Origin of the sequence: Phytoactinopolyspora endophytica (assembly GCF_004138495.1) — a bacterium.
GTDB lineage: Bacteria > Actinomycetota > Actinomycetes > Jiangellales > Jiangellaceae > Phytoactinopolyspora > Phytoactinopolyspora endophytica.
Window position 1 is genome coordinate 527751 of sequence record NZ_ML142851.1, and the last position, 2842, is coordinate 530592.

4 protein-coding genes are annotated in these 2842 nt (G+C 66.2%); 2 read left to right on the plus strand and 2 right to left on the minus strand.

Annotated elements, in window-relative coordinates:
• A partial coding sequence (locus tag ELR45_RS37225) for a helix-turn-helix domain-containing protein (protein WP_205856227.1) occupies positions 1-355 on the plus strand: 355 nt, incomplete at its 5' end.
• A 127-nt stretch (positions 356-482) separates the two neighbouring features.
• Here ELR45_RS37225 and ELR45_RS08275 read toward each other — a convergent pair.
• A complete protein-coding gene (locus ELR45_RS08275; protein ID WP_129664987.1) occupies positions 483-1427 on the minus strand; it encodes an NmrA/HSCARG family protein in 945 nt (314 codons plus the stop codon).
• 157 nt (positions 1428-1584) lie between these two features.
• Between ELR45_RS08275 and ELR45_RS08280 the strand changes: the two genes are divergently transcribed.
• Positions 1585-2049, plus strand: coding sequence for a MarR family winged helix-turn-helix transcriptional regulator (locus ELR45_RS08280; protein ID WP_129664989.1), 465 nt, complete (start codon positions 1585-1587; stop codon positions 2047-2049).
• Between the two features lie 112 nt (positions 2050-2161).
• On the opposite strand, the gene ELR45_RS08285 is transcribed toward ELR45_RS08280, so the two are convergent.
• Positions 2162-2842: isochorismatase family protein (locus tag ELR45_RS08285; RefSeq protein WP_205856228.1), on the minus strand; the 681-nt coding region annotated here is incomplete at its 5' end.

Genomic DNA, 2842 nt, shown 5'->3' on the forward strand with positions numbered 1-2842 from the left:
CCACCGCCCGCCCACGCACGAGGCGTTCGTCTGGTTCCGCGACGAGCTGGAGGCGAGTTTCCGCACCAGGCACAAGGTCGCCGACTACGCGGCCCGCCTGGGGTACTCGACCCGCACCCTCAACCGACTCGCCCGTGAGAACACCGGCCTCAGCGCCAAGCAGCTCATCGACGAGCGCGTCGTGCTCGAAGCCAAACGCCTCCTCGCCCACGGACCCGACTCGGTGGCACGGATCGCCGGACAACTCGGCTTCGACGATCCGTCCAACTTCTCCAAGTACTTCCAGCACCGCACCGGGACGACCCCGGCCGCCTTCCGGGGCCGCTTCGGGCCGAGCGCTGAATCGTCCCAGTGAAGCCGGAGCGGTCGGACATCGGTCCGATCACATTGAACGCCTTCGGTAGTGTCCGATTCCAGGACATAGTTGACACCTGTGCCGAGACATAGTCGACACCGTGGCATGAGGTCCGCCGGGTCGCCCGTCAGGCGCTGGCGAAGGCGTGCTTGTGCGCGTTCAGCCACTGCTGGAACGTCTGCAGTTGCGGGTTCAGGTCGCGGATGACGTCGAGGTCGCGGACCGCGTTGAACTGCGGCACTTCCGCGTAGAACTGGAACATGTTCCCCGTCTCGGCCGCGGCAGGGAACGGCTGCGCCCGTATCGCGTCGAAGGGCACCGGCGCGTACGCCACCTCCTCACCCAGGGCCGCGCTGAGCTGCTCGGCCATCTGAGTGCCGGTCAGGTGCTCACCGGCGATGGGTACGGTGCGGTCCACGAGGTCACCGCCGCGGCGGAAGATGCCGTAGGCGGTCTTGCCGATGTCTTCGACGGCGATGCCGGCGAGCGGGCTGTCGGCCATCGGCATGGCCAGCACGAGCCGGCCGTCGTCTCCCCGTTTCGGCGCCATCGGGCCAAGCAGGTTCTCCCAGTAGAACGTGGTCTGCAGGAAGGTGCTCGGCACTCCGGCATCGGTGAAGAACTGGTTGGCCTCGGCCTTGGCATCGAAGTGCGGCACCTTGTAGCTACCCATCAGCGTCGGCATGCGCTCGTCGTCGAGCGGGATGTACTCGCGGGTGTCCTCCAGCGTTGACCAGATCACATGGGTCACGCCGGCGGCCTTGGCGGCCTGAGCCATGGTTGCCGCCTCCAGCTTCTCCTGCTCGGGTGACAAGTGCTCCCAGAAGTTGGTCACCAGGAACGCCCCATACGCCCCATCGAACGCCTCCGTCATGCTCCGTAGGTCGCTGATGTCGGCCTTTATTACCTCGGCGCCAAGGGCCGTGAGCTCGCGTGCGGTGTCCGAGTCGGGACGGCGGGTCAGCGCACGTACCGCGAACCCACCACTGGCGTCGGTCAGGATCGCCCTGGCCAGCCCGCCACCTTGGGCGCCGGTCGCGCCGACCACCGCGATCACTCTCTTCTCCGCCACGGCCTTCTCCTTCTTGTTGGATCAGGGGCGACACACCCCAACTACATGGCGTGTCATCTACCTCCACGCCTGAAAATACATGACGTGTCAGATGATGCGTCATGTACGTAATGTACAGGTGGATGACATGTCAAGCGTCCAGGTAAACTCGGTGCGTATGAACGACGCACCCGCGTGGCTGAGCCCCGCCGAGCAGCACGCCTGGCGTGCCTTCATCCGCCTACACCAGAAGCTCTGGGCCACGCTGGAGCGTGACCTGAAGGCGCGCAAACTGTCCGGCGCCGACTTCCAGATCCTCGTCGCCCTCACCGACACCTCCGACGGTCGGCAACGATTCCAGGACCTCGCCAACACCATCGAGTGGGAACAGAGCCGCCTGTCCCACCAGATCGCCAGGATGATCAAACGCGGCCTGGTGGCCCGAGACGAATGTACCGAGGACGGACGCGGTGCCTTCGTCGCCATCACGCCGGCCGGCCGCAAAGCCATCGAGGCCGCCGCACCCCACCATGTAGCCATGGTCCGCCGCCTGTTCATCGACGCCCTCAGCCCGGATGAACTCGACACCCTCGCACGGCTCTCCAACCGCGTCCTCGAACAGCTGGACAACGTGCCACCGTGACCCTCACCGCGGTCCTCGCACTGGTGACACCGCCGGCGTCCCAGTAAGCGCCCGTCGCTCGCTGTGATCGCGGAGCAAGTGCGAGCGGCGTTCGCTGAGGCCAGGGTTAGGCCTAGTCGAGCTTCTCCAGTTCCTCCAGCATCCAGCCGCCGACCTCCCTCATGATCTGCCCTTGCGGAGAGGCCCAGTCGAGGCCCGCCTCGGCGATCAGTGCGAAGGCCGAGCTGGGTACGCTGCCGGCCTGGATCATGCGCTGGATCGCCTGGTCGTGCGCCTCCTTGGTGACGCCGCCGACCGCGTCCGTGGCGAACGTGGTCCTGAGACCTGCGGCCTGCATCTCCGCCACCGGGAAGGCCAAGCAGATCTCGGTCCACAGGCCGAGCATGATGAGATTGCGGCGGCCGGTTTTCCGTATCGCCTGGCGGAAGGCCGGGTCGTCCCAGGAGTTCATTGTGGTGCGGTCGATCTCGGGAACGTCCGGTATCTCCGCACGCAGTTCGGGGATCGTCGGCTGGTTGACGCCCATCTCGACCGAGATGGTGCTCAGGACGACCGGCATCTCCATCCTGACTGCGAGGCGGGCCAGCGCTCGCGCGCGGACCATCATCCTCCTGGTGTCGGTGGATGTGACCCAATCTAGCATTTCCGGCTGGTAGTCGATGAACACCACCGCCGTGTTGTCGAACGTGAACAGTTGCTCCTTCGAGTGGCCACGGGACGCTGCTGCAGCGGCCTGAGGCGCGGCCATCGAGGTCGTCGCGGCTGCGGCACCGGCGCCAGTGGCCGCAATCAC

Coding starts and splice junctions, on each gene's coding strand:
- ELR45_RS08280 (WP_129664989.1), top strand. CDS start 1,585: ATGAACGACGCACCCGCGTGGCTGAGCCCCGCCGAGCAGCACGCCTGG.